Below are 267 nucleotides of genomic sequence, written 5' to 3'. Positions count from 1 at the left end.
CCGAATCCACCGGCGGCACCACCACCACCGGCACCCCGTCCGGAGGCAGCAGCACCGGAGCGGAGACGTCCGGAGACGACGGAATCGCAAGCGGCACGCAGGTCACCGCACCCGTCACCGCACCGATCGACGTCACCGGCAACGCCATCTCCATCCTCGGAGACAGCGAATCCACCGGCGGCACCACCACCACCGGCACCCCGTCCGGAGGCAGCAGCACCGGAGCGGAGACGTCCGGAGACGACGGAATCGCAAGCGGCACCCAGG

Annotated in this window: 1 protein-coding gene; it reads left to right on the top strand. The window is 70.8% G+C overall.

Annotated features, from left to right (window positions below; genetic code table 11):
• Positions 1–267: chaplin family protein (locus tag SOM10_RS17925; RefSeq protein WP_320491459.1), on the top strand; the 267-nt coding region annotated here is incomplete at both ends.

The sequence above is a fragment of the Microbacterium sp. CFBP9023 genome, assembly GCF_034045055.1.
GTDB lineage: Bacteria > Actinomycetota > Actinomycetes > Actinomycetales > Microbacteriaceae > Microbacterium.
This window is presented reverse-complemented; position numbering and strand designations above follow the sequence as displayed.